The sequence below is a fragment of the Microvirga sp. ACRRW genome, assembly GCF_022346925.1.
GTDB lineage: Bacteria > Pseudomonadota > Alphaproteobacteria > Rhizobiales > Beijerinckiaceae > Microvirga.
The window spans coordinates 599,359-618,377 of record NZ_JAKRNJ010000001.1; the positions used below are offsets into that span (position 1 = coordinate 599,359).

Genomic DNA, 19,019 nt, shown 5'->3' on the forward strand with positions numbered 1-19,019 from the left:
CCGACATGGATGCGCCTTTCGTCTCTTGGGAGCGGGGCGCATCTGTCGTATCAGGATCTTGCATTTTCCCGCAGGCGCACGACCTCCTATGTGACGGGAAGGATGAGGACAATAATGGCAGGTATTTCCGTCACGCTTGAAGGCGACAACATCCAGCTCGCCTTTCAGAAAGGCGAGCAATCGACTGCAGTGGTCATGGACCCCCATGCCGCCCGCTCGCTGGTCAAGGCCGTCAGTCAGCTTCTCACAGCCATCGGCGAAGGCGGCGAGAACGGGGACGAGACTCCCGAGGAACTGGTGGAAGTCACCTCTTCAACCATTGATGTCGGCACCGACGAGCATGGCCTGGCCGTGGTGGGCCTGCAGGCCGGGCTGATGCCTCCTTTCCTGCTGCGCCTCAAGGACGACGAAGCCAGACACATCGCTACCAGCCTTCTGGAAATCCTGAACAGCCCGAGGGACGTGCGGACGTCTCACGGGGATCATTAACCTCGTGCGGCTTTCTGCTTTCTAGGAATATTGATCTGCTCGGCCCAATATGAGATATTATTACAATAATGTAATGATTGGCCTGACGAGTTGCTAGCTTTCAGGCGAAGCGGGTTGCCATGGAAAGCTGGAACGCAGGCTACGTCACTGCCGTCGACTATACTCACGGCTTCTACAAGGAGCTGACTCCTAATCTCCTCAGCTTCTTCACCCTTCTCCAAGGCTACGATGCTCCTGGAAGCGATCTGGAACCGCGCAATTACTGTGAGCTCGGTTGCGGACAGGGCTTCACCACCAATGTCCTTGCCGCGAGCAATCCGCATATTCAGTTCTATGCCACGGACTTCAATCCGCGTCATATTTCGGGAGCACGCGAACTCGCACGCGCGGCCAAGCTGACGAATGTTCATTTCTCCGACGACAGCTTCGGTGACTATCTGGAGCGCAGCGATCTGCCTGACTTCGATTTCATAGCCCTTCATGGAATCTACAGCTGGGTTCCGGCACAGGTGCGCCAGGACATCGTGCGCTTCATTCGCAAGAAACTGAAACCCGGCGGCATCGTCTATATCTCCTACAATGCCATGCCCGGGTGGGCTGCTCTTCAGCCGCTTGGGCGGCTTCTCATGGAGCATGCGAATTCTCAAGGCGCCAACCGCCCGCTGCTGCCGCGCGTCGGGACAGCCATCGAGTTCGTCGAGAGCTTACAGAAAGCCGAGGCCGACTACTTCACGCGCAATCCCTTGCTGGAGGGATACGTCAGCCGCATGAAGGGCAAGCACATCAATTACATCGCTCACGAATATTTCAATCGTGAGATGACCCCGTTCTACTTCATGGACTTGGCGCGTGAATTGTCCGAGGCCAAGCTCTCATGGGTGGGGCAGGCCCACGGCACGGCAGGGATCGATCATCTTCATTTAACCCCTGAACAGCGGGACCTGCTTGCGACGATCGAAGACGCATCATTCCGCGAAACGATTCGCGATCACATCCTCAATCAGCAGTTCCGCCGCGATGTTTTCATCAAAGGCCCGATCAAGCTCAGTGAGAAGGCTTCTCGTGATAAATGGCTTGGGAGACGTTTTGTCCTCAGAGGCAGCAAGAACCTCTCTCCCAAGATGGACGGCAGACGCTACGGTGCAGAGATGAACCCCGCGCTCTTCAACAGCGTGGTCGCAGCTTTTGCGGATGGGCCTCGCACCCTCGGGGAGATCGTCGGCCTGCCTGAGCTCTCGACATTCAAGCTGGAAAGCATCACGCGGATGCTGAGCTTCTTCGTCGATCAGAATGCCGCCTTCCCATGCCTGCCTTCCGATGGACAGGCGGAACGCATCCTTCGCGCCAATATCTTCAATCGCGCCGTCACCGAACGAATTCGGGAAGGGCAGGACTTGTCGGCCTTTGCCTGCGGTGTCACCGGCGGCGGACTGCCTCATGACAAGATCAGTCAGCTGGTCTGGCTTGCCATGCATGACAAAGAGCAAGATCTGGAACAGGCGGTGCTGAGAGACATGGAACGCCTGCGTATCCGCGTGACCAGGAACGATACCTCTCTCGACCTCCGGACAGCGCTGGGCGGCATCATCTCCAACTTGGAGGAGAAGGAAGTGACATCCTTCTGGCGAGCCATGGGGCTACTTGAAGCATCGAAAGCTGCTCCCAAGGCGGAACACGGACGCTTAAGCGCCTGATGTCTCCCCGTCCGACGGCAAACTGAGCCGCTGCGGAACTTCATTACTGCCATAGGGTTGTCGAACGCGGGACATCATCGGCCCCGCTTTGGATAAGGCCTATGGTAGTTCACGATCCTGACCTGACGTCCAACCCTCCCTACAGCGTCCCCGTGATGGATGCCAAGGCGGAGCCGACGCTGAAGTACCCTGAATCCGAGGCCTTCTATGCCGAGGCTCTTCGGGAGTTGAATCAGCTCGGACTGCCTTTCCTGCTGGCGGGCACCTATGCTCTCTCGGCCTATACCGGCATCACGCGTCCGACGAAGGATCTCGATATCTTCTGCAAGGCGGGCGACTACACACGGGTCCTGTCTCACTTCAAGAATCTGGGATACTCGGTCGAGATCGAGGATGACCGCTGGCTCGGCAAGGTTTTCAAGGGACAGTATTTCTTCGACGTCATTTTCGCATCCTCGAACGGGACGATGCCGATCGGTGATCCGTGGTTCGAGCATGCCCGGCAGATCGAGGTGTTCGGCTCGCCCGTGCGCATCGTTGGCCCCACCGAGCTTATCTGGTCGAAATGCTTCATCCAGCTGCGCCACCGTTATGACGGCGCGGATGTGGCGCACACGATCTTGAAAGCCCACGACCAGATCGACTGGCATCGCCTGCTCGCCTACATGGAAGTCCATTGGGAGGTGCTGCTCATGCACTTGCTCAACTTCCGCTGGATTTACCCATCCGAGCGCGACAAGGTTCCGCGCTGGGTCATGGATGAGCTGCTCGACCGGTTGGCCAAGCAGCTCGATCTGCCCGCGCCGCAGATGAAGGTCTGCCGCGGACGGATGTTCTCCCGCATCGATTACGAGATTGACGTGAAGCAATGGGGCTTCGCCGATGTCGGTGGTGAAGGTGAATGGCGGAATGAGTGACGTTGAGAAGACCTTGAAGGTCGCAGCCATGGGCGACCTTCACGTGCGTGAAGACAATGCGGAAGCTTTCCGCGAATTGTTCGGTGAAATCTCGCGAGAGGCGGATGTCCTCGTTCTTGCCGGCGACCTCACTGATCTCGGCAAACCGAAGGAAGCGGAGCTTCTTGCGCAGGATCTCAAGGCTTGCTCCATCCCGGTCGTCGGCGTGCTCGGCAATCACGATTACGAGTGCGGCGCCCACGAGGAAGTGGCGCATATCCTGCGCGATGCAGGCATGAAGGTTCTCGATGGGCAATCGGTCGAGATCGATGGCGTCGGCTTCGTCGGCGTGAAGGGATTTGCAGGCGGCTTCGGACGCCGCATGCTGGGCTATTTCGGCGAGCCTGCCATGAAGCAGTTCGTCAACGAGACCATGAACGAGACGCTGCGCCTCGAGAATGCGATGCGGCAGGTGAAGGCCAAACGTTCCGTAGTCATTCTGCACTACGCGCCGGTCGTCGACACCATCGAAAGCGAGCCGCTGGAAATCTATCCTTTCCTCGGCTCCTCACGTCTGGCCGAGACAATCGACCGCTTCAAGGTGAACGCCATCGTGCACGGCCACGCCCATCGTGGTCGCTATGAAGGGCGCACACCTGGTGGGCAGCCGGTCTTCAACGTCGCGAAATACATCGAGAAGCCAACCGGCAAGCCCTACGCCATCTTGGAGATCTGACCGCTTCTTAGAAGCGTGTTCCTGGAGAAGTCGGATTGCCCGGGAGATAATCGGGCTCTGAGCCCGGTCCTGTTGGGTCTGTAATACCGGGGTCGTTCACGGGATAAGGCGTTCGTGGGCCGGTCGGCCCCGTGTCCGGCATCTCGTCCGGTTCAGAACCAGGCGGCACTTCGGTCGGAATATTTCCGCCTGGGATTGGGTCGTTCGTGGGATTGCCTGGATTCACCATTCTGATCGTCCTCATTGGATGGGCCGTGAATTGGGTCAACAGGCCCGCGCAAATCGGGTTCCGCACGCCAGATTTTCCGGAACCCCTGCTCTCCTGGTCCGTTCCATCGCCATCCCCTGTAAAACAATGGAGAGCGTCATGCCTGACATTCAACAGGCCAAGATCCTCATTATGGCGACAGACGGTTTCGAGCAGTCGGAACTCATGGTGCCGCAGAAGAAGCTTTCGGAAGCAGGCGCGACGGTCGAAGTCGCAGCACCTAAGTCGCGCATGAATCCCGGCGAAATTCGCGGCTGGGACAAGAAGGATTGGGGCCAGAGCGTGAAGGTCGACAAGGATATCGAGAATATCGATCCGTCGGCCTACGACGCGCTCGTGCTTCCCGGCGGCCAGATCAATCCCGACAAGCTGCGCGTCGAGCAGAAAGCCATCGAGATCATCCGCGCATTCTATTCATCCGGCAAAGTCGTCGCCGCCATCTGCCACGCGCCCTGGCTGCTGATCGAGGCAGGCATCATCAAGGATAAGAAGTGCACATCCTATCATTCGATCAAGACGGATGTGGCTAATGCAGGCGGTCAGTGGCGCGACGAGACGGTGGTGACCGATCAAGGCCTGATCACCAGCCGCAATCCCGGCGATCTCGATGCGTTCGTCACCAAGATCATCGAGGAAGTTCGCGAAGGTTCGCATAAAGACCGCCGTCACGCTGCTGAGTAGCTTCTTAATCCTCTCAGCAAAAGAAAAAGCGGCCGGTGAAAACCGGCCGCTTTCTTCCGATGTCTCTCGAAGCCCTTAAGCGAGCTGGATCGCGGAGATCTTCCAGGGACCATTCTGATCTCTGCGGAACGTCCACAGCTCGGTGGCTTCCTGCGGCGTGGAGGGATCCCCCTCCAGCACGCGCCCGGTCGCCTTATCGGTCAGCACATCGACAACCGAGAAGCGCATGGCGACGGTCGCGTAATCGGTTGCGCCTTCACGCCACGCCTCGGAGAGATCGCCCTGAAGCAGTCGCGTGTCCGAGACCTTGTTCACGACGCCGCGCGCGGCGTAGTCGTTGAGCTCTTCCTGGATGTAGCCCGCCATTTCAGGCGTGGCCATCGACCAGATCTTCTCGATGTCCTGACGCGAATAGGCATCCTGCAACTCGACGAGCGAATGCTCGAAGGAAGCGAAATCCTGCTCACCGATGCTGACCTCATCGCGCACATCCGTGCGGCGACGGGACGGGTTCAGGCCACCGAGCGCTCCACCGAGACCACCGCCAAGACCGCTCAGGCCGCCTCTTGCAGAGCGATTACCAGCCGGAGGCACACTGCCGCCTGTCGCCGTGCGATCGTAGCTCTGCGGACCCGCATAAGCCGGCTCCTGGCGACGGCGGAACCACTTCATAGCGAACGAGACCACAAGCACGATCAGGCCGATCTGGAGCAGCAGACCCATGACGGAAGCAAGGCCGGCGAGACCGCCGAAGAAGCCGTTGCCCATGAGCATGCCGAGCAGACCTGCGCCGAACAGACCGGCCATCAAGCCCGTGCCGAAGCCGAAGCGGCGGGGCTGCGCCACGTTCGGAGCCGGAGTGCCGGGGCGGTTGAGGTTCGGCCCCTGGTTCGGAATCTGCGAGCGCTGAATGGGAGCAGCCGCATCAGGCGCCGTCCGGGTTGCCGGCGGCGGAGAATAGGTGCGCGCGCCGCGCGAGCCGAAGCCGCCTCGTCCCCCGCCGACGCGTGCCTCGGCAGCGCTGCCGGCCAGAACCAAAGCGGCAGCCAGAGCGACCATGACGCGGCTTCGGCGAGAAGCAAATTTCATCATCTTTTCGTTTCATCCCTCAGGAGCACGACGCTCCGAACCTTAATGTGGTGATGGCCTGCCCCTTGCAAAAGGGCCAAGCCAACCGAAAAACCCCGCCGGACAGCACGACATATCCTGTGCAGATTCAATGATACTAGGTTCCGTCGATCTGCTGGAAGCTCCAGGCTTTAGCCAGGACTCCTATTGTTCGCTCTCCGTTCTAGGATGAGAACATCGGATTCAGCGCCTTGGTTCCGCAACGGAAAGAGGAGCTACCTCCAGCGGCTCTTCCCCGCTATCCACAGGTTCGTCTCTCGACTCACGCCTGAGCCTATGTTCTCTTTTTGTTCGATCAAACGAGATGGATGAGAGATCATGCGCAAGCCGACGGGACTGGAGCGGCTCTATGTGGATTTCGATTCCTTCTTCGCCAGCGCCGAGCAGCACCTGCAGCCCCATCTGCGCGGCAAGCCTATGGGGGTCATTCCCGTCGATTCGGAGCATACGGGTCTGATCGCCGTCAGCCGTGAGGCGAAAGCCCTCGGGATCAAACGCGGCGCGGTCGTGCGCGACGTGCGCCGGGAGTTTCCGGGCTTCATCTTCGTGAATGCGCGGCATGAACGTTATGTCGATCTCCATCGCGAAATCGTGCGGATCATCGGGGACATCGTGCCAATCAAGGCTGTCTGCTCCATCGACGAGGTGGTCTGCGCTCTTCTACCCTCCGAACAGGCGGAGGGGCTGGCGCTGGGCCAGCGTGTGAAGGACGCCATCACGACCCGGATCGGCCCGACGCTCACCTGCTCCGTGGGTCTTGGGCCAAACGATCTGCTGGCTAAGATCGCAGCCGAGGCCAACAAGCCGGACGGGCTTGCAGCCATTCACCCGGAGGACCTTCCAGGCCCCCTGCTCTCTCTCGAACTCACTGATATTCCCGGCATCGCGCGCGGCAACGCGGCGCGCCTCGCCCGCGCTGGCGTCACCGACATGGAAGGCCTCCTGCGGCTGCAGCCCAAGGAGTTGCGCCGCCTCTGGGGCAGCGTGGAGGGCGAGCGAATGTGGATGGGCCTTCACGGTTACACCGTCGAGCGGCCGGAAACGCAACGCCGCATGTTCGGCCACGGCCGCGTGCTGCCGGCAGACTGGCGGCATCTGGGAGGGGCATACGCTGCCGCCCGTGTTCTGCTGATAAAGGCTTCGCGCCGCATGCGCCGCGCAGGCTTTTCCGCCCGTGCGCTCGCCCTCTGGCTCACCGACAAGAGCAGCGCCGGCTGGTACGGCGAGCAGCACTTCTCGCCGACCTGGGACGACCCTTCCCTGCTCGCCTCGTTAAGTCGCCTTTTCCTGCATGCGGAGCGCGAAGACATGCGCCGCAGCCGCAGCGTTCATGTAGCACTCTACGATCTTGTGCCCATGCAGGATGTCGAGGAGGACCTGTTCGGATATACGGCAGAAGCACAGCTCAAACGCCGAATGGAATACCTGTCTGTGATCGCCGACCGGCTCAACACCCGCCATGGGCAGAATCTTCTGCATTTCGGGCCCTGGGTGGACATTCCCGGCGGCTATGCGGGCGCGAAGATCGCCTTCAACCGCATTCCCGACGCGGAGGATTTCTGAGTTCTCCGCGTCGAGTTTATTCAATTAAAGCAGCTTAAGCCGCAGCAGCCTTCGGCTGCACCTCGGCCATATAATCCTCCATCAGCGTCTTGGAGATATTGCCGGGGGTGAAGGTATAGGGGCCGACCTCTGCGACAGGCGTGACTTCCGCCGCCGAGCCGGTGATGAAGCACTCGTTGAAGCTCGAGAGTTCCTCCGGCATGATCCGGCGCTCGGTCACTTCGAGGCCGCGGCGCTTGGCGAGATCGATCACCGTGCGGCGCGTGATGCCGTCGAGGAAGCAATCGGCCAGCGGCGTGTGGATCACGCCATCGCGGGTGAAGAAGATGTTGGCGCCGGTGCATTCGGCGACGCGGCCCTGCCAGTCGAGCATGAGCGCGTCAGCATAGCCCTTCCGCTCCGCCTTATGCTTCGAGATCGTGCAGATCATGTAGAGGCCTGCAGCCTTCGCGGCCGACGGCGCGGTCGCCGGATCGGGACGGCGGTATTCCGCCATATCGATGCGGATGCCCTTCATCTTCTGGGCCGGATCGAAATAGCTCGGCCATTCCCAGGCGGCGATGGCGAGGTGGATTTTGTTGGTCTGAGCGGCAACGCCCATCATCTCCGAGCCGCGCCAGGCGACGGGGCGAAGGTAAGCGTCCTTCAGCCCGCTCTTTTCCAAAACCAGACGCTTGGCGGCGTCGATCTCGGCGACCGTATAGGGGATCTCGAAATCGAGGATCTGTGCGGACTTCTTCAAGCGCTCGGAATGCTCGGTCGACTTGAAGATCTGCCCCCCATAGGCGCGCTCACCCTCGAATACGCTCGATCCGTAATGGAGGCCGTGCGAGAGGACATGGAGCTGCGCATCCTTCCAGGGTACGAGCTGCCCGTCGTACCAAATCCATCCATCACGTTGATCGAAGGGGGTCGCGGACATCGTTTTCTCCTTAACTGCCGACCTTTGTGGCAAACCGGGGCCGTGTAATTTCCGGTCGCTTCCATGGCATTTGGGTTTCATTCATTTCACGAAAGCGGCTTGACGAGTAACAATCGTCCTGAGATATGTCAACAAGGCTGACATAAAATTGGATGAGGACGTTGCCAGACGCGATCCCGGCTTTCAAACGGCAGAGCCTCGACAGGGACATCCTGATCGAGACGCCCGCCTATGATCTGATCGAGCTGTTTTTCTTCGCCTATCGCGACTTCGTCAGCGATCCGGACAGGATCCTGGACGAATACGGCTTTGGCCGGGCACATCACCGGGTGCTGCACTTCGTCAGCCGCCAGCCGGGGCTGACGATTGCCGAGCTGCTCGACATTCTGAGGATCACGAAGCAGAGCCTCAACCGGGTGCTCAAGGAGCTGATCGAGAAGGATTTCATCGAAAGCCGGATGGGCACCGCCGACCGGCGTCAGCGGCTTCTCCATGCCACGCCGCAAGGGCATGATCTCGCCCTGAAGCTCGCCAAGCTCCAGACCAGGCGGATCATGCGGGCGCTGGCGGACGCGGAGCCCGAGGCCAAGGAGGCGATCACCCGCTACCTTCTATGCCTCATCGATCCGGATGACCGCGAGCATGTGAAGCAGCTCGTATTCGGGCCGGACAAAACCTGATAAAGCAGAGGGCCTTTTACAATCTAAGTGCCCCGGAGCCCATGGAAGCGACCCGCATCGATATCCCCGATCACGCCCCCCACATTCTCGTGGTGGATGACGACCGGCGTCTGCGCGATCTTCTCACGCGCTTCCTGTCCGAAAACGGCTATCGCGTGACGGCGGCCTCCAGCGCGGCGGAGGCGCGCTCCATCGCCGGGAGTTTCGTGTTCGACGCGCTCGTGCTCGATGTGATGATGCCGGGCGAGACCGGCTTCGAATATGCGCGCAGCATCCGCACCACCTCGCAGGTACCGATCCTGATGCTCACCGCCCGGTCCGATACATCCGACCGCGTCACAGGGCTCGAGATCGGCGCGGACGATTATCTTTCGAAGCCCTTTGAACCGCGCGAACTTCTGCTGCGCCTCGGCAACATCCTCAAGCGTGCAGTCCCGGTCGTGGGTGCATCGAACGGCGATGTTCCCGAGACAGTGCATTTCGGCCCCTTCTCCTTCCGCTTCGACCGTGGTGAGTTGCGGCGCGGCGACGAGGTCGTGCGCATCACGGAACGCGAGCGTGAGATCCTGACGATCTTAGGTTCGGCAACCGGCGACAACGTCCCGCGCGACGCGCTTGCCGGCAACGGCGCCGCCGCGAACGAGCGCACGGTCGACGTGCAAATCAACCGCCTGCGGCGCAAGATCGAAGTGGATCCCGCCAATCCGCTTCTCCTGCAGACCGTGCGCGGGATCGGCTACCGACTCGTGATCGACCGATGAAGATTGGCGCAGCCCTCAACTATGCACCACTCGATCAAGGGGTGCGCTGGCTCGGCAAGTTCCTGCCGAAGGGGCTTTATGCGCGTGCGCTCATCATCATCATCGCGCCGGTGATCCTGCTGCAATCCGTCGTCGCTTACGTGTTCATGGAACGGCACTACGAATTGGTGACGCGGCGCCTCTCCTCCGCCGTTACTGCCGATATTGCGGCGCTCATCCAGATCTACGAGAGCTATCCGCAGGACCGGGAGGCGACTACGCTCACACGGATTGCCTCCGAGAGCCTCCAGCTCGACGTGGACATTCTGCACAACACGGATCTGCCGCCGCCAGGGCCAAAGCCATTCTTCTCGGTTCTCGACGAGACGCTCTCCAACGAACTGCGTCGCCAGATCGACCGGCCCTACTGGCTCGATACGGTCGGGCGCTCGAACTATGTGGAAGTCCGCATCAAGCTCAACCAGGACACCGTGATGCGCGTGCTGGCGCGGCGCAGCCAAGCCTATGCGTCGAACTCACACATCTTCCTCGTCTGGATGGGCGGCTCGTCATTCGTGCTGCTCGGCATCGCGATCCTGTTCCTGCGCAACCAGATCAGGCCGATCCTGCGTCTTGCGGAAGCGGCAGAAGCCCTCGGCAAGGGACGCGAGATCGAGTTCCGTCCGCGCGGCGCGCGCGAGGTGCGCCTAGCCGGTCATTCCTTCCTCGAGATGAAGCGGCGCATCGAGCGCAACATGGAACAGCGCACGACGATGCTCAACGGCGTCAGTCACGATCTGCGCACCATTCTCACGCGCTTCAAGCTGTCGCTCGCGCTCATGCGTCAGACGCCCGAGGTCGAAGACCTCAAGCGCGACGTGGACGAGATGAGCCGCATGCTGGAAGGCTATCTCGCCTTCGCGCGCGGCGAAGGCGGTGATGCGGGCGAGATCGCCTGCGAAACGGATTTGCGCCAGCTTCTGGAAGAAGCGCAATCGGATGCGGAGCGCCAAGGCCATGTGACGGAGCTGGAAATCAAAGGCGACCCGATCATCATCGTGCGCCCTGATGCTTTCCGCCGCCTTCTCTTCAACCTCGTCGCCAATGCCGCACGCCATGGCGACCGGATCGAAATTTCCGCCAATCACGAAACGCGCTGGCTCACCCTGCATGTGGACGATGACGGCCCAGGCGTCCCGGCCGACATGCGTGAGGAAGTGTTCAAGCCCTTCGTGCGCCTCGACGAAGCGCGCAACCAGGACGAAGGTGGCTCGGGTTTAGGCCTCGCGATTGCCCGCGACATTGCGCGCTCGCATGGCGGCGACATCACTCTGGGCGAGAGCCCGCTTGGGGGCTTGCGCGCAACGGTGCGGCTGCCTGCCTAGCATTCTTCAAAGAATGTCATCCCGGATCGGCTTCGCCGTCCGGGATGACACTTATCAATAGAGCCGCCCGCCCACCGGCACATTCTTGTCAGGGCGAATAAGCATTACGTCGCCGTTCGCGTCCGGCACACCGAGCGTCAGAACCTCGGACATGAATGGGCCGATCTGACGCGGCGGGAAATTCACCACAGCGAGCACCAGCGAACCGACGAGTTTTTCCATCGCGTGGTTCACCGTGATCTGCGCGGAGGAGCGCTTGGTGCCGATCTCAGGGCCGAAATCGATGGTAAGCTTGTATGCGGGCTTGCGCGCCTGCGGGAAGGGCTCCGCGGCGGTGATGCGCCCGACGCGGACGTCAACTTTCATAAAATCGTCGAATGAAATCGTCGGCGATTGTACCTGATCCATAATGCCCCTCTTGATCGTCAAATCGCGGCTGCGGGATTGTCCGCATCGCCCTCATCCGCTTGGCGGCGCTCGCGCCGCGCGGCACGGCGCCCTTCCCTCAGCGCACGTCCGACAGCGCGCAGGGGCGCAGTGAGGCGGCGCAGGTCTTCCGCGCCCTCGATCACACGCTCGCCACGCCGCAATTCGCGGTCGAGACGCGCCATGGTCTTGGCGAGAGCTGGATCGTCATCGTCGAGCCAGGTGCGCATGGTATTGGAATAGACGAGCACCGCACCTTGCAATTTAAGCACGCCAAGCGAGCCCTCCGTGCCGATGCCCGCAGCCGCCAGCATGAAGCGCATGGAATTGACGGCCACCTGATGAAGAGCACTTAGCGAGAGCGGATCGAACTGCATGTCGCGCGAGATCCGCCGGAGCGCTTCCTTGTAGGGCTCTAGCGCATCGAAGCGGCGCATGATTACGTCGAAGATGCGCTCGCGGGCAGGCTCTCCGGCGAGATCGTCCGTGGTCTCCTCCAGCACCTTGCGGTCGATCTGGCGAGAAAGACCGCCGAGCACCGCGCCTTTGGAGGGAAAGAGATCGCGGAACTCCGCCAGCGTCACGCCTGCCTCCTGCGCGACATCGGTGATTTCGATCTCGTTCCAGGCGCGCGTGGCGGCAAGCCTCATGAGGGCGTCGATGATGGCCTTGCGCTTGTCGAACGGGGCTTCCACCGTCATGGCATTCTCCTGAACATGCAATCCGCCCGATTGATCTAGGCGCGCGAAGCGTTCTGTCAGCCCGCAAGCTCTTCCGCACGGCGCTTGGCCGCAGCGACAGCCTCGCGCATGAGGCTCTTGAGACCGTCCGGATCCCGCATGAGCACTTCGAGCGCTGCCGCCGTGGTGCCACCGGGCGAGGTCACGTTCTGGCGCAGCGTAGAGGGCGGCAGATCGCTCTGGAACAGAAGTTCGCCCGCTCCCGTCACCGTGGCGCGCGCAAGACGCTGCGCGAGTTCGGCAGGTAAGCCTGCGGCTGCGCCCGCTTCCGCGAGGCACTCGACGAGATGGAATACGTAAGCCGGGCCGGAGCCGGACACAGCCGTCACGGCGTCGATAAGATCCTCGGACGGCAACCATTCGACGATGCCGTTGCTCGACAGAAGCGCATCGGCCATGAGGCGCTGCTTCTCGCTCACCTCTGCGTTGGTTGCGGCACCCGTTGCGCCGCGTCCGATGCTGGCGGGCAGGTTGGGCATGGCGCGCACGACGGCGGAGGCCGCAGGAAGCCTGCCTTTCAGATCGCCGATGGTCTTGCCGGCGAGAATCGAGATGATGAGCGTCTGCGGGCCGAGATAGGCGTTCAGCGAAGACGCAGCATCGTCCAGCATCTGCGGCTTGACGGCGAGCACGAGCACATCGGCAGGCGATGGATTAGGGGGATTGAGCGCAATCCCCTTCTCCGAGCAGAAGCGTGTCATTTCGTCGGAGGGGCGCGGATCGATGACCGTCACGCCGGAAGGCTTCATGCCGACCTTGAGCCAGCCCTCCAGCATGGAACCGCCCATCTTGCCGGCGCCGACGAGAATGAGGGAGGAAGGCAGGTGCTGAGCATCGGTGGGCATGAAAAGGATTCCGGCATGTGAATGAAGCGAAGGCCGCTACTATTCACAAGCCCCCCTGCCCTGTCGAGGCTCGGATATTGTTAAAAGGCTTAGGCTTAGGCTTCGCCCTCGGTCTCGAACAGCACGCTGTCGAGCGCTTCGCGGGCCGACTTGCCGGCCCAGATCACGAACTGGAACGCCTGGAAGTATCGCTCGCAAGCCTCAACTGCCACGCGCAGCATGGTCTCGCACTGGCCTTGCGTCGGATCCGCGCCGCCCGCCAACAGCAGGGAATGGCGGAACATCACCACGTTCTCCGAGCTCCACAGGTCGAAATGGCCGACCCAGAGCTGCTCGTTGATGTAGGAAATGAGCTGCAGCACGTCCTGACGGCGGCGCTCCGGAACCTTCAGGTCGAAGGCGCAAGCCACGTGGAGCGCCTCCACATCCTCGATCCAGGTGAAGGCGATATCGTAATCGGCCCAGCGCCCAGCCACGGAGATCGACATTTCGTCAGCTTCCGCACGGTCGAAAATCCAATGACGCAGGGAAGCGAGCCGCTCGACAACGTCGAGAGGATGTTCCAGGCGGTCGATTTCGAAGTGATGCTGAGACATGGCGATCCAAAAAACTTATTGGCCTGAATTATGGTAAACATAGTCAGACAATAACATTTATTAATTCAGGCAATAACTGAAAAGAACTTCCCGAATACATCGAGGCATTCAGGATTCTTATCACGTCAGACCCGAATCAGCTCATGAATCACAGTCTTAGATTTTGACTCTCGCCACAATGCGCCTTCCGAACCTGTCCACAACAGGAGGGATGCATTGGAAGCAGAGCGGCCTACCCCAAACGGTTAGGTGGCAGAGGGTTTAGCCTTGCCGGACTGGGCGAGCTTTTCTTCCAGGGCCTTCAAGCGGGCTTCCAGGCGCTCGTTCTCAGCGCGGGCGGCCAGCACCATCTCGCGCAGCACCTCCACCTCCTCGCGGGTCGCCACGTCCATGTCCTTGACCAGGCGCTCGAATTGGCTGCGGACGACGGTCTCCACCTCTCGCCGGACGCCCTGCGCGGCGCCAGCGGCATCGGTGGCAAGACGGGCGAGTTCATCGAAGATCCGGTTGGAGGATTGAGTCATGTCTGGAAATCCACAGCATCGGGAGGCTTAAAGCCCAGGAAAGGCAGATGTGGGCGCATTTGGCCGAAACTGCAACAGGGTTGACGATCTCCAGCCGCCGGGTCCAATGGCAAAATGTTCAACGAAGGGCCGCCATGCCTCTCTCATTTCCCATTCTCGACCCCATCGCCTTCTCCATCGGTCCCTTCGCGATCCGCTGGTATGCGCTTGCCTATGTGACAGGCCTTCTGGGCGGCTGGTTTTATGCCAAGCGCCTGGCTGCCAGGGTGGAACTCTGGGGGCCCTTACGCCAGCCGAAGCCGACCGACATCGACGATCTGATCGTCTGGGTGGCGCTCGGCGTCGTTCTCGGCGGCCGGCTCGGTTACGTGCTGTTCTACAATCTCGGCGCCTATCTCCAGAACCCGCTCGAAGCGCTCGCCGTCTGGCACGGCGGCATGTCATTCCATGGCGGCTTCCTCGGTGCGGCGCTCGCCCTCGTGCTCTTCGCCCGATCGCGCTCGCTCAACCCGCTCGCGATGCTCGACATGGCAGCCGTGGTCACGCCCATCGGCCTGTTCTTCGGGCGCATCGCCAATTTCATCAATGGGGAACTCTGGGGACGCCCCGCTCCCGACTTCCCCTATGCCATCGTGTTCCCGCATGCAGGCCCCGTGCCGCGCCATCCGAGTCAGCTCTATGAAGCTTTCGGCGAAGGCCTCGTGCTGTTCATCGTGATGGCGATTGCGGCACGGGTGTTCGGTTTCCGCCGCCCGGGCCTTCTCGGCGGCATCTTCGTGCTGGGTTACGCCATTGCCCGCATCGTCTGCGAGTTCTTTCGAGAGCCCGATGCGCAGCTCGGCTTCCTCTTCGGCTCGTCCGTGAACGCTTTGAGCGGCGGCATCACCATGGGCATGCTGCTCTCGGTGCCGATGGCGATTGTCGGCATTGTCTTCATCGTGTTGGCAGCGCGCGGCTACACACGGCCCGCACAGACAGTCGAGGCCGCATGAAGTCTCTCGGCGAGCATGTGCGCGAACTGATCGCCCTCGAGGGGCCGATCACGGTCGAGCGTTACATGGATCTCTGCCTCCGGCATTACTACGCCACGCGCGACCCTTTGGGCGTGGAAGGCGACTTTACGACCTCGCCCGAGATCAGCCAGATGTTCGGAGAACTGATCGGCCTCTGGATGCTGGAAGTCTGGAATGCCATGGGCCGTCCCGATCCCGTGCATCTCGTGGAGTTGGGGCCGGGGCGCGGCACACTCATGGCCGACCTGCTTCGCGCCACGAAGCTGCTGCCGGATTTTGCAAGCGCCGCACAGGTGCATCTGGTGGAGACGAGCCCTGCCCTGCGGCAGAAACAGCAGGATACGCTGGCATCAACAGGACTACCCGTCCATTGGCATGAGCGGTTGGACGATGTGCCTGAGGGACCGATGCTTCTCGTCGCGAACGAGTTCTTCGATGCGCTCCCCCTTCGCCAGTTCATCGCCACGGAACGCGGATGGTGCGAGCGCCTTGTCGGCATCGAAAACGAAAACCTGATCTTCGGTCTTCGCGCTGAGGCTGCGCAGGCTCTGGGCCAGCCGCTCAAGATCGGCGACGTGCTCGAATGGCCCGCCATGTCCGTCGACATTATGCAGCACCTCGCGCGCAGGATCGCACGCGATACGGGCGCTGTGCTCATCATCGATTATGGCTATTGGGGGCCCGCCTTCGGCGACACACTGCAGGCGCTGAAAGCGCATGCCTATGTCGATCCGCTTGAGCTGCCGGGCGAGGCCGATCTTACGACCCATGTGGATTTTCACCATCTGGCAAAAACCGCATCGGCACATGATTTACAGGTGCACGGACCCGGCACGCAGGGCGATTTCCTCACCGCCCTTGGCATCGAAGCGCGCGCATCCTCTCTCAAGAAGCGCGCCACGCCTGCACAAAGCGCCGAGATCGATACCGCACTGACACGTCTCACCGAACGCGGCGAGATAGGCATGGGAAAGCTCTTTAAGGTTTTGGCCGTTACCCATAAGAGTCTTGAAGCCGTTCCCGGATTGCCGCCTCTTTCTTCCTCCTGAAGTTTCCGCACCATGCTCATCCAAGCCCCCTCTCTTTCCGCTCTTCCAAAAATTCGCCACGCCTTCTTCACGCGCCAAGGGGGCGTGTCGGAGGGCATCTATGCGTCTCTCAATGGAGGCATCGGCTCGTCGGATGAGCAGGAGCGGGTGAAGGAAAATCGCCGCCGCATGGCGGAGACTTTGCATGTCACGCCCGATGCGCTCATCAGCGTGTACCAGGTGCACTCGCCTGACGCGGTTCTCGTGGAAGGTCCGTGGGGAGCGGAACGTCCGAAGGCCGATGCCATGGTGACGAAAGTGCCTGATCTTGCCCTTGCCATCACCACGGCGGATTGCGGCCCGGTGCTGTTCGCCGATGCCAAGAGCGGTGTGATCGGCGCGGCCCATGCGGGCTGGCGCGGTGCGGTAACGGGCGTTCTCGAATCCACTATCACCGCGATGGAACGGCTCGGCGCGGAGCGTCAGCAGATCGTTGCGGTGCTCGGCCCCACCATCAGCCAGAAGGCTTATGAAGTGGGCCCCGAATTCGTGCGGCGCTTTGCCGAGGAAGCGCCGGGGCACGAGCATTTTTTCAAGCCGAGCGAGAAGGCGGATCACGCCATGTTCGACCTGCCCGGCTTCATCGGCGCACGCTTGAACGCGGCGGGCATCAGCGGCTTCACCAATCTGGGCCTCTGCACTTATTCAGATGAGGAGCGGTTCTTCAGCTATCGCCGCACCACCCATCGCAAAGAGCCCGATTACGGCCGTCTGATCTCAGCGATCACACTCACTCCTTGATGCCGGCGACGTCCGGAGTTTCCCAGGCCAGATGCTGACCGCCATCGACAGCGATCATCTGGCCCGTGACGCTGCGCGCATTCGCGAGATAGACCACCGCCTCCGCGATCTCCTCCGGCGTCCCTCCATGCCCGAGCAGCACGGCGCGCGCCTGTTTGTCGAAATCCTCATTGCCCTGCCGTTCGTTCGCCAAGGTGGGACCGGGACCGACGGCATTCACACGGATGCGCGGGGCCAGCGCCTGCGCCATGGTCTGCGTTGCAGTGAACAAGGCCGCTTTCGTCAACGTGTAGGAAAAGAATTGCGGCGTGAGCTTCCACACCCGTTGATCGACGATGTTGACGATGGAGCCTTGCCTATCCGGTGGCAGCTGGCGCGCGAAGTCACGGGCCAGGAACATCGGTGCGCGCAGGTTTACGGCGAAGTGCCGGTCCCAGCGATCCTGCGTGAGAGTTTCGACCTCGTCGGGCTCGAACTCGGAGGCGTTGTTGACGAGTAGCGTCAACGGAGTGCCGAGGCCTTTGACGGCATCGTCCACCAGTCGGTCCACCGCGGACGCATCGGCGAGGTCACCTTTCACCACGACGGCATGGCCACCGTTTGTCTTGATATTCCTTGCCATCTCCTCCGCTACATCCGTCGACCGGCGGCAGTGTATCGCGACGCCGTACCCCTCCCGGACGAGGTGCTCAACAATGCTCCGGCCGATTCTTTTCGCCCCCCCGGTCACGAGTGCAATCTTGTTCATTTTTGGCCTCTTGAAATGTTACGACGCAGCGTTAATTGAGCACTTTGCCAAGAAATTGACATTTTTTACCTCCCGTCGCGAACTAACTGCCTAGTTATGCGTTGTGGAGTCCAGCGAGACCACAAGGGGAATGCTGAAGCTCGTCGCCACATTACTGCCACAGTACCTTTTGGGTCCTGTGGTTGTCATGTCACAGCCCTCGGCAGGTTGTCGCTCTATAAATGGGTAGTACCCCGTCGGTGCCAGGCGCGTCCTGGCACGGCGGCGTATGACATCGATCAAGGAAAGAGAAACCATGAAGAAGATTCTTCTCGCTAGCGTTGCCCTGTTCGGCTTCGCCGGGGCTGCTACGGCTGCGGACCTTCCCGCCCGTGCCGCTCCTCCGGCTCCGATCGTGGCGGCTGTCCCGCTCTTCACCTGGACCGGCTTCTACGTCGGTGTGAACGCCGGTTACGGCTGGCACAACAACGGCGACAACACCTCCGTGCTCGTTCCGGGCGGTGCAGTCGGCGTGGGTTCGGTGCCCGGCACCATCACCTTCAACGACGATGATGGCGAAGGCTTCGTCGGCGGCGGACAGATCGGCTACAACTATCAGATGGGCTCCTTCGTGATCGGTCTCGAAGCCGACCTGCAGTGGGCTGACCTCGGTGGTGCAAACGGCACGGCCATCTATCCGGCACAGTGGGGCGCTTACGCCTTCCAGCCGGCCGGTGTTGCCGGTGGCGTTGACTGGTTCGGCACCGTTCGCGCTCGCGCCGGTGTGGCCTTCGACCGCGCTCTCGTTTACGCCACGGGCGGTTTCGCTTACGGCGGTGCTGACGACAACAACGACTTCTTCAGCAACAACGACGACGTCCGTACGGGCTGGGTGCTCGGTGCTGGCTTCGAGTACGCCTTCACCAACAACCTGACCGCCGGCATCGAAGGCCTGTGGGTCAACCTCGACAACGACAACCGCACCTATGTCGGCAGCTCCATTCCGGCTGTCGGCGCCGGTCGTACCGCTGTCGACGTGGCTGGGTTCGACCGCGACAGCGACAACGACTTCTTCGTCGCCCGCGCGAAGCTGAACTACAAGTTCAGCTCCTACTAAGATCCGTCGCTTCGGCGATA

22 protein-coding genes are annotated in these 19,019 nt (G+C 61.2%); 13 read left to right on the forward strand and 9 right to left on the reverse strand.

Going from position 1 to position 19,019, the window contains the following annotated elements; genetic code table 11:
* The first annotated feature begins 114 nt into the window (after positions 1-114).
* The 4 genes from MHY87_RS02890 (at position 115) to MHY87_RS02905 (ending at position 3,815) form a co-directional block, all read left to right on the forward strand.
* Positions 115-489: a hypothetical protein gene (locus MHY87_RS02890; RefSeq protein WP_239349180.1), complete on the forward strand. Its 375-nt coding sequence runs from the start codon at positions 115-117 to the stop codon at positions 487-489.
* Between the two features lie 119 nt (positions 490-608).
* Positions 609-2,183 carry a class I SAM-dependent methyltransferase gene (locus MHY87_RS02895; protein ID WP_239349182.1) on the forward strand — a complete coding sequence of 525 codons (1,575 nt, stop codon included), beginning with the start codon at positions 609-611 and terminating at the stop codon, positions 2,181-2,183.
* Positions 2,184-2,284: 101 nt separating this feature from the next.
* Positions 2,285-3,100, forward strand: a complete 816-nt coding sequence (locus tag MHY87_RS02900; RefSeq protein ID WP_239349184.1) for a nucleotidyltransferase family protein — start codon at positions 2,285-2,287, stop codon at positions 3,098-3,100.
* Positions 3,093-3,815 carry a metallophosphoesterase gene (locus MHY87_RS02905; protein ID WP_239349186.1) on the forward strand — a complete coding sequence of 241 codons (723 nt, stop codon included), beginning with the start codon at positions 3,093-3,095 and terminating at the stop codon, positions 3,813-3,815. Before MHY87_RS02900 ends, MHY87_RS02905 begins: the two co-directional genes overlap by 8 nt.
* A 7-nt stretch (positions 3,816-3,822) precedes the next feature.
* On the opposite strand, the gene MHY87_RS18915 is transcribed toward MHY87_RS02905, so the two are convergent.
* Positions 3,823-4,044, reverse strand: a complete 222-nt coding sequence (locus MHY87_RS18915; RefSeq protein WP_370644810.1) for a hypothetical protein — start codon at positions 4,042-4,044, stop codon at positions 3,823-3,825.
* A 138-nt stretch (positions 4,045-4,182) separates the two neighbouring features.
* Here MHY87_RS18915 and MHY87_RS02910 point away from each other — a divergent pair, with 138 nt between their 5' ends.
* On the forward strand, positions 4,183-4,764 hold the full coding sequence (locus MHY87_RS02910; protein ID WP_239349188.1) for a type 1 glutamine amidotransferase domain-containing protein: 582 nt from the start codon (positions 4,183-4,185) through the stop codon (positions 4,762-4,764).
* A 75-nt stretch (positions 4,765-4,839) separates the two neighbouring features.
* On the opposite strand, the gene MHY87_RS02915 is transcribed toward MHY87_RS02910, so the two are convergent.
* Positions 4,840-5,856 carry a Tim44 domain-containing protein gene (locus MHY87_RS02915; protein ID WP_239349190.1) on the reverse strand — a complete coding sequence of 339 codons (1,017 nt, stop codon included), beginning with the start codon at positions 5,854-5,856 and terminating at the stop codon, positions 4,840-4,842.
* 354 nt (positions 5,857-6,210) lie between these two features.
* Between MHY87_RS02915 and MHY87_RS02920 the strand changes: the two genes are divergently transcribed.
* Entirely contained in the window at positions 6,211-7,455 is a 1,245-nt protein-coding gene (locus tag MHY87_RS02920; protein ID WP_239349192.1) for a type VI secretion protein ImpB, read from the forward strand.
* A gap of 34 nt (positions 7,456-7,489) precedes the next feature.
* On the opposite strand, the gene MHY87_RS02925 is transcribed toward MHY87_RS02920, so the two are convergent.
* On the reverse strand, positions 7,490-8,377 hold the full coding sequence (locus tag MHY87_RS02925) for a branched-chain amino acid aminotransferase (protein WP_239349194.1): 888 nt from the start codon (positions 8,375-8,377) through the stop codon (positions 7,490-7,492).
* Between the two features lie 152 nt (positions 8,378-8,529).
* Here MHY87_RS02925 and MHY87_RS02930 point away from each other — a divergent pair, with 152 nt between their 5' ends.
* Genes MHY87_RS02930 through MHY87_RS02940 form a run of 3 tightly spaced genes read left to right on the forward strand, consistent with a single transcriptional unit; the run spans position 8,530 to position 11,182 of the window.
* A complete protein-coding gene (locus tag MHY87_RS02930; protein ID WP_239349196.1) occupies positions 8,530-9,057 on the forward strand; it encodes a MarR family winged helix-turn-helix transcriptional regulator in 528 nt (175 codons plus the stop codon).
* Positions 9,058-9,098: 41 nt separating this feature from the next.
* On the forward strand, positions 9,099-9,818 hold the full coding sequence (locus MHY87_RS02935) for a response regulator (protein WP_239349198.1): 720 nt from the start codon (positions 9,099-9,101) through the stop codon (positions 9,816-9,818).
* The gene (locus MHY87_RS02940; protein ID WP_239349200.1) at positions 9,815-11,182 is read left to right on the forward strand and encodes an ATP-binding protein; all 1,368 of its coding nucleotides are present in this window, start codon (positions 9,815-9,817) and stop codon (positions 11,180-11,182) included. Before MHY87_RS02935 ends, MHY87_RS02940 begins: the two co-directional genes overlap by 4 nt.
* Positions 11,183-11,236: 54 nt before the next feature.
* Here MHY87_RS02940 and MHY87_RS02945 read toward each other — a convergent pair whose 3' ends face one another.
* From MHY87_RS02945 to MHY87_RS02965, 5 genes are all read right to left on the reverse strand, one after another.
* A complete protein-coding gene (locus MHY87_RS02945) occupies positions 11,237-11,590 on the reverse strand; it encodes a tRNA-binding protein (RefSeq protein WP_255726230.1) in 354 nt (117 codons plus the stop codon).
* Between the two features lie 17 nt (positions 11,591-11,607).
* On the reverse strand, positions 11,608-12,309 hold the full coding sequence (locus MHY87_RS02950; protein ID WP_239349204.1) for a TetR/AcrR family transcriptional regulator: 702 nt from the start codon (positions 12,307-12,309) through the stop codon (positions 11,608-11,610).
* A gap of 56 nt (positions 12,310-12,365) precedes the next feature.
* Positions 12,366-13,193: a pyrroline-5-carboxylate reductase gene (gene proC, locus MHY87_RS02955; protein ID WP_239349206.1), complete on the reverse strand. Its 828-nt coding sequence runs from the start codon at positions 13,191-13,193 to the stop codon at positions 12,366-12,368.
* 95 nt (positions 13,194-13,288) lie between these two features.
* Positions 13,289-13,789: a YbjN domain-containing protein gene (locus tag MHY87_RS02960; protein ID WP_239349208.1), complete on the reverse strand. Its 501-nt coding sequence runs from the start codon at positions 13,787-13,789 to the stop codon at positions 13,289-13,291.
* 245 nt (positions 13,790-14,034) lie between these two features.
* A complete protein-coding gene (locus tag MHY87_RS02965) occupies positions 14,035-14,313 on the reverse strand; it encodes an accessory factor UbiK family protein (protein ID WP_239349210.1) in 279 nt (92 codons plus the stop codon).
* Between the two features lie 134 nt (positions 14,314-14,447).
* On the opposite strand from MHY87_RS02965, the gene lgt reads away from it, so the two are divergent.
* From lgt to pgeF, 3 genes are read left to right on the forward strand one after another with little or no spacing between them, the layout of a single operon-like run.
* Entirely contained in the window at positions 14,448-15,305 is an 858-nt protein-coding gene (gene lgt / locus MHY87_RS02970; protein WP_239349212.1) for a prolipoprotein diacylglyceryl transferase, read from the forward strand.
* Positions 15,302-16,375 carry a class I SAM-dependent methyltransferase gene (locus tag MHY87_RS02975; RefSeq protein ID WP_239349214.1) on the forward strand — a complete coding sequence of 358 codons (1,074 nt, stop codon included), beginning with the start codon at positions 15,302-15,304 and terminating at the stop codon, positions 16,373-16,375. Before lgt ends, MHY87_RS02975 begins: the two co-directional genes overlap by 4 nt.
* A 12-nt stretch (positions 16,376-16,387) precedes the next feature.
* Positions 16,388-17,155 carry a peptidoglycan editing factor PgeF gene (gene pgeF, locus MHY87_RS02980; RefSeq protein WP_239349216.1) on the forward strand — a complete coding sequence of 256 codons (768 nt, stop codon included), beginning with the start codon at positions 16,388-16,390 and terminating at the stop codon, positions 17,153-17,155.
* On the opposite strand, the gene MHY87_RS02985 is transcribed toward pgeF, so the two are convergent.
* Positions 17,145-17,903: an SDR family oxidoreductase gene (locus MHY87_RS02985; RefSeq protein WP_239349218.1), complete on the reverse strand. Its 759-nt coding sequence runs from the start codon at positions 17,901-17,903 to the stop codon at positions 17,145-17,147. The genes pgeF and MHY87_RS02985 overlap by 11 nt on opposite strands.
* 295 nt (positions 17,904-18,198) lie before the next feature.
* Here MHY87_RS02985 and MHY87_RS02990 point away from each other — a divergent pair, with 295 nt between their 5' ends.
* Positions 18,199-18,999, forward strand: a complete 801-nt coding sequence (locus MHY87_RS02990) for an outer membrane protein (RefSeq protein WP_239349220.1) — start codon at positions 18,199-18,201, stop codon at positions 18,997-18,999.
* Positions 19,000-19,019 lie beyond the last annotated feature (20 nt).

Bases quoted from the DNA above. Each gene is read 5' to 3' on its own strand.
- MHY87_RS02890 (WP_239349180.1), top strand. From the start codon at position 115: ATGGCAGGTATTTCCGTCACGCTTGAAGGCGACAACATCCAGCTCGCC.
- MHY87_RS02895 (WP_239349182.1), top strand. From the start codon at position 609: ATGGAAAGCTGGAACGCAGGCTACGTCACTGCCGTCGACTATACTCAC.
- MHY87_RS02900 (WP_239349184.1), top strand. From the start codon at position 2,285: ATGGTAGTTCACGATCCTGACCTGACGTCCAACCCTCCCTACAGCGTC.
- MHY87_RS02905 (WP_239349186.1), top strand. From the start codon at position 3,093: ATGAGTGACGTTGAGAAGACCTTGAAGGTCGCAGCCATGGGCGACCTT.
- MHY87_RS18915 (WP_370644810.1), bottom strand. From the start codon at position 4,044: ATGGTGAATCCAGGCAATCCCACGAACGACCCAATCCCAGGCGGAAAT.
- MHY87_RS02910 (WP_239349188.1), top strand. From the start codon at position 4,183: ATGCCTGACATTCAACAGGCCAAGATCCTCATTATGGCGACAGACGGT.
- MHY87_RS02915 (WP_239349190.1), bottom strand. From the start codon at position 5,856: ATGATGAAATTTGCTTCTCGCCGAAGCCGCGTCATGGTCGCTCTGGCT.
- MHY87_RS02920 (WP_239349192.1), top strand. From the start codon at position 6,211: ATGCGCAAGCCGACGGGACTGGAGCGGCTCTATGTGGATTTCGATTCC.
- MHY87_RS02925 (WP_239349194.1), bottom strand. From the start codon at position 8,377: ATGTCCGCGACCCCCTTCGATCAACGTGATGGATGGATTTGGTACGAC.
- MHY87_RS02930 (WP_239349196.1), top strand. From the start codon at position 8,530: ATGAGGACGTTGCCAGACGCGATCCCGGCTTTCAAACGGCAGAGCCTC.
- MHY87_RS02935 (WP_239349198.1), top strand. From the start codon at position 9,099: ATGGAAGCGACCCGCATCGATATCCCCGATCACGCCCCCCACATTCTC.
- MHY87_RS02940 (WP_239349200.1), top strand. From the start codon at position 9,815: ATGAAGATTGGCGCAGCCCTCAACTATGCACCACTCGATCAAGGGGTG.
- MHY87_RS02945 (WP_255726230.1), bottom strand. From the start codon at position 11,590: ATGGATCAGGTACAATCGCCGACGATTTCATTCGACGATTTTATGAAA.
- MHY87_RS02950 (WP_239349204.1), bottom strand. From the start codon at position 12,309: ATGACGGTGGAAGCCCCGTTCGACAAGCGCAAGGCCATCATCGACGCC.
- proC (WP_239349206.1), bottom strand. From the start codon at position 13,193: ATGCCCACCGATGCTCAGCACCTGCCTTCCTCCCTCATTCTCGTCGGC.
- MHY87_RS02960 (WP_239349208.1), bottom strand. From the start codon at position 13,789: ATGTCTCAGCATCACTTCGAAATCGACCGCCTGGAACATCCTCTCGAC.
- MHY87_RS02965 (WP_239349210.1), bottom strand. From the start codon at position 14,313: ATGACTCAATCCTCCAACCGGATCTTCGATGAACTCGCCCGTCTTGCC.
- lgt (WP_239349212.1), top strand. From the start codon at position 14,448: ATGCCTCTCTCATTTCCCATTCTCGACCCCATCGCCTTCTCCATCGGT.
- MHY87_RS02975 (WP_239349214.1), top strand. From the start codon at position 15,302: ATGAAGTCTCTCGGCGAGCATGTGCGCGAACTGATCGCCCTCGAGGGG.
- pgeF (WP_239349216.1), top strand. From the start codon at position 16,388: ATGCTCATCCAAGCCCCCTCTCTTTCCGCTCTTCCAAAAATTCGCCAC.
- MHY87_RS02985 (WP_239349218.1), bottom strand. From the start codon at position 17,903: ATGAACAAGATTGCACTCGTGACCGGGGGGGCGAAAAGAATCGGCCGG.
- MHY87_RS02990 (WP_239349220.1), top strand. From the start codon at position 18,199: ATGAAGAAGATTCTTCTCGCTAGCGTTGCCCTGTTCGGCTTCGCCGGG.